The organism is Actinomadura verrucosospora, from assembly GCF_039540335.1.
In the GTDB taxonomy this organism is placed as follows: Bacteria; Actinomycetota; Actinomycetes; order Streptosporangiales; family Streptosporangiaceae; genus Spirillospora; species Spirillospora verrucosospora.
Window position 1 is genome coordinate 1 of the sequence record NZ_BAABEV010000104.1, and the last position, 1,047, is coordinate 1,047.

The following is a 1,047-nucleotide window of genomic DNA, read 5'->3' on the forward strand; positions in this document are numbered from 1 at the left end:
CCAGCCGAGGTGGGTCTCCAGGACCTGTCCGACGTTCATGCGGCCGGGCACGCCCAGGGGGTTCAGGACGATGTCGACGGGGGTGCCGTCCTCCAGGAACGGCATGTCCTCCACCGGCAGCACCTTGGAGATGACGCCCTTGTTGCCGTGCCGGCCCGCGAGCTTGTCCCCGTCGGTGATCTTGCGCTTCTGCGCCACGTACACCCGGACCAGCTCGTTCACGCCGGGCGGGAGCTCGTCGCCGTCGTCGCGGGAGAACACCCGAACGCCGATGACCTTGCCCTGCTCGCCGTGCGGCACCTTCAGCGAGGTGTCGCGCACCTCGCGCGCCTTCTCACCGAAGATCGCCCGCAGCAGCCGCTCCTCCGGCGTCAGCTCGGTCTCCCCCTTCGGAGTGACCTTGCCGACCAGGATGTCGCCCGGCACCACGTCGGCGCCGATCCGGATGATCCCCCGCTCGTCCAGGTCGGCCAGGACCTCCTCGGACACGTTGGGGATATCGCGGGTGATCTCCTCGGGACCCAGCTTGGTGTCCCGGGCGTCGACCTCGTGCTCCTCGATGTGGATCGAGGACAGCACGTCGTCCTGCACCAGCCGCTGCGACAGGATGATCGCGTCTTCGTAGTTGTGGCCCTCCCACGGCATGAACGCCACCAGAAGGTTCTTGCCCAGCGCCATCTCACCGTCATCGGTGCACGGCCCGTCGGCGATCACCTGACCGACCTCGACGCGCTGACCCTCGTCCACGATCGGCTTCTGGTTGAAGCACGTGCCCTGGTTGGACCGCTTGAACTTCGACACCCGGTACGTCGTCCGCGTGCCGTCGTCGTTCATCACCGTCACGTAGTCGGCCGAGACCTCCTCGACCGAACCCGCCTTCTCCGCCGTGATCACATCACCGGCGTCGGTCGCGGCACGGTACTCCATGCCCGTCCCGACCAGCGGCGCCTCACTGCGCAGCAGCGGCACCGACTGCCGCTGCATGTTCGAGCCCATCAGCGCCCGGTTGGCGTCGTCGTGCTCCAGGAACGGGATCATCGCGGTCGC

The 1,047-nt window shown here is 67.9% G+C and carries 1 pseudogene; it reads right to left on the reverse strand.

Going from position 1 to position 1,047, the window contains the following annotated elements:
* Window positions 1-1,047 (reverse strand): annotated as a pseudogene (locus ABD944_RS42110) (DNA-directed RNA polymerase subunit beta); the annotation flags it as partial.